Annotated in this window: 2 protein-coding genes; both read left to right on the top strand. The window is 76.2% G+C overall.

Features of this window, described 5'->3' with window-relative positions; genetic code table 11:
- The first annotated feature begins 344 nt into the window (after nucleotides 1-344).
- Nucleotides 345-1871, top strand: coding sequence for a PP2C family protein-serine/threonine phosphatase (locus tag ACFU74_RS36555; protein WP_380764446.1), 1527 nt, complete (start codon nucleotides 345-347; stop codon nucleotides 1869-1871).
- Between the two features lie 126 nt (nucleotides 1872-1997).
- Nucleotides 1998-3497: an aminopeptidase P family protein gene (locus ACFU74_RS36550; protein ID WP_380764445.1), complete on the top strand. Its 1500-nt coding sequence runs from the start codon at nucleotides 1998-2000 to the stop codon at nucleotides 3495-3497.
- The last annotated feature ends 73 nt before the right edge of the window (nucleotides 3498-3570 follow it).

Here is a 3570-nt window from a genome sequence, read left to right as displayed (position 1 = left end):
TGCCCGCTCCCCGGCCCCTCCAGGCCCGCCGGGGGGGTGGGCCGCGTCCCGCCGCCCCGCGGCACACCCGACCGGCGCACCCGACCGGCGCGCGCTGAACGGAACGCGCCCCCGGGCCGGGCCCGCGACGGCGCGCGACCGGCCACCAGCCTTGACCAGCCTTGTCATGACTCTGGACATGCCCCGAATGGCCTGTGTAGAAGTGGTGGCATTGCTGTCGATCAATGACGAGTAGTAGCGAATCGAGGCGAAACGCGCCCTTTGGCCGTGCTCGCTCCAAACGGCCGTACCTGGGGGTTCCGCATGATCCGCGTGACACGCACCACCGCGTCAGGAGTGGCGGCATGACCGAGTCCCACCCACCGTCGACGTCATCGGAGCCGGCCGAGGCCGGCGGCACCAGCGGGCTCTCCGTGCTCGACCCGCCGGGCTTCCCCGATCCGGCCGCGCCCGCGGCCCGCCCGGACGGCCGAGCGCCCGGTGAGCTGCCGAACGGCGGCGAGGGCGCGGGCCGCGCCGCGGGCGCCCCCGGCGCACCCGACGGCGCCCAGCCCGCCGTGGCCGCCGCCGGAGTGCAGGACCGTTTGGCCGGACGCCTGTCCGATTTCACCAGCCTGCACGAGCACACCGAGCGGCTCGCCCGCGCCCGCGGCCTGTCCGCCACCCTGGACGCCGTGCTCGCCTCCGTCGCCGCGCTGCTCGGCGCCGACCGCGCCCTGCTGGTCACCGCGCTGCCCGGTGGCGGCCCCAGCCAGCCGGTCGGCCTCGGCCTGGACCGCGCCTGCCTCGGCGCGCTGGAGACCGTCCCGCCGGACCAGAGCCTGCTCGCGCGGCTGCTGCGCGAGCACGACCGGCCCGCCGAACTGCAGTCGCACGACCTCGTCGGCGACCCGGCGATCGGCGCCCGGCTGCGCGAGCTCGCCGGCCACCTCGGCCTCGGCGGCTGCTACGGCCTGCCGTTCGCCACCGAGGAGGACGGCCCGCTGGCCGCCGCGCTCTGGTTCTACGACGAGCCCGGCGGCCCGACCGACCGCCAGCGCGAGCTGGCCCGCCGCTACACCCAGGTGGCCGCCCCGCTGCTGGCCAAGCAGATCGAGGCGGAGAAGGTCCGGCGCACCACCGAGGCGCTGCGCCGCGGCCTGCTGCCCGACCGCCTCCCCCGGCCCGCCGGCCTGCGGCTGGCCGCCCGGCTCGTCCCCGCCGGCCTGGACCGCTCCTGCGGCAGCGACTGGTACGACGCCATCCCGCTGCCGGACGGCACGGTCGGCCTCACCGTCGGCTCGGTCTCCGGCGACGGTCCGGGCGCCGGACCGGGCTCCGCCCCCGGCGCGGCCGCCGCGATGGGCCGGGTGCGGGCCGCGCTGCGGGCGTACGCGGTGCTGGAGGGCGAGGACCCGGTGTCCGTCCTGGGCGACCTCGAACTGCTGCTGAAGACCACCGAGCCGACCCGCACCGCCACCGCCGTCTACGCCTGGGTGGAGCCGGAGGGCCGGCGGATCACCCTGGCCGGGGCCGGCCACTGCCCGCCGGTGCTGGTCACCCGGTACGGCGCCGAGTTCGTGGAGACCTCGCTCTCCGCCCCGCTCGGCGTGCTCTCCTGCTGGGAGGCGCCCGGGGTCGAGTTCGCCGCCGAGCGCGGCGACACCCTGGTGCTCTACACCGAGGGACTGGCCCGCCGCTTCGGCCGGACCCTGCACGCCGGGCAGGCCAACCTGCGCCGGGCCGCCGCCGACGCCCCGCGCGACGTGCGGATCGACCCCGAGCGGCTCTGCGCCCACCTGGTGGCGGTCGCGGCGGAGCAGGACGCGGCCCGTTCCGGGCACGGCCCGGCCACCGACGACCTGCTGCTGCTCGCGGCGCGCTTCGAGTAGCCCGGCCACGCGGTCGAGGCCCGAACGGGTGAGCGGCCGGGCGTCCGTACCATGGACGGACGGCCGCCCACCTGTGTCGCGATCCGACGCGCCCCGGGCGGCATTACGCGCAAGGAGGCGACGTACGTGACCGAGGACCGCACCCCCGCGGTGGCCGAGAACCCCGAGGCCGTCGGCGGCGACGAGGAGCCGCAGCAGTTCAAGGGCCGCAAGAACGGCCTCTACTCCGAGGTCTCCGACGAGCTGGCCGCCTCGATGAAGTCCGGCTGGGCGGACACCGAGCTGCACGGCCTGGCCCCGGTCCCGCAGGCCCCGTACGCCGCCGAGCGCCGCGCCAGGCTGTCCGCCGCCTTCCCCGGCGAGCGCCTGGTCGTCCCGGCCGGCACCCTCAAGGTCCGCTCCAACGACTGCGACTACAGCTTCCGCGCCGCCAGCGAGTACGTGCACCTCACCGGCGACCAGACCGAGGACGCCGTGCTGGTCGCCGAGCCCTCGGGCGCCACCGGCCACGACTTCCACCTCTACCTGCTGCCCCGCTCCGACCGCGGGAACGGCGAGTTCTGGCTGGACGGCCACGGCGAGCTGTGGGTCGGCCGCCGGCACAGCCTCACCGAGCAGGAGCAGCTGCTCGGCCTGCCGGTCCGCGACGTCCGCAAGGCCGCCGACGAGCTGGCCGCGCGGGCCGGGGACGGCGTGCCGACCCGGATCGTGCGCGGCTACGACGCCGGTCTGGAGGCCGCGCTCGCCGAGGTGCTGGACGCCGACAAGGACGCCTCCCTCAAGGAGTTCCTGAGCGGCCTGCGGCTGGTCAAGGACGAGTGGGAGATCGGCGAGCTGCGCGCCGCCTGCGAGGCCACCGTGAAGGGCTTCACCGACTGCGTGCGCGAGCTCGGCCAAGCCGTCGCCACCTCCGAGCGCTGGATCGAGGGCACCTTCTGGCGCCGCGCCCGGGTCGAGGGCAACGACGTCGGCTACGGCTCGATCTGCGCCGCCGGCCCGCACGCCACCACCCTGCACTGGGTGCGCAACGACGGCGAGGTCCGCCCCGGCGAGCTGCTGCTGCTGGACGCCGGCGTGGAGACCAGCACCCTCTACACCGCCGACGTCACCCGCACCCTGCCGATCAACGGCCGCTTCGACGCGCTCCAGCGCAAGATCTACGACGCGGTCCACGACGCGCAGGAGGCCGGCATCGCGGCGGTGAAGCCCGGCGCCCGGTTCCGCGACTTCCACGACGCCTCGCAGCGGGTGCTCGCCGAGCGGCTGCTCGCCTGGGGCCTGCTGGACGCCTCGGTGTACGACGTCGAGAAGGTCCTGGAGCTGGGCCTCCAGCGCCGCTGGACCCTGCACGGCACCGGCCACATGCTCGGCCTGGACGTCCACGACTGCGCCCACTCGCGCACCGAGGAGCACGTCGACGCGCTGCTGGTGCCGGGCATGGTGCTCACCGTCGAGCCCGGCCTGTACTTCCAGCAGGACGACCTGACCGTCCCCGAGGAGTACCGCGGCATCGGCGTGCGGATCGAGGACGACATCCTGGTCACCGCCGACGGCAACGAGAACCTCTCGGCCGGCCTGCCGCGCCGCGCCGAGGACGTCGAGGCGTGGATGGCCTCGCTGGCCTGAGCCGACGGGCCCGCCCGCACGGGTCCGCGCGTACGGGCCGACGGCGGTCCGGCCCCCGAGCAGTGGGGGCCGG

The organism is Kitasatospora sp. NPDC057500, from assembly GCF_042802195.1.
Classification (GTDB): domain Bacteria; phylum Actinomycetota; class Actinomycetes; order Streptomycetales; family Streptomycetaceae; genus Kitasatospora.
This window is presented reverse-complemented; position numbering and strand designations above follow the sequence as displayed.

Bases quoted from the DNA above. Each gene is read 5' to 3' on its own strand.
- ACFU74_RS36555 (WP_380764446.1), top strand. From the start codon at position 345: ATGACCGAGTCCCACCCACCGTCGACGTCATCGGAGCCGGCCGAGGCC.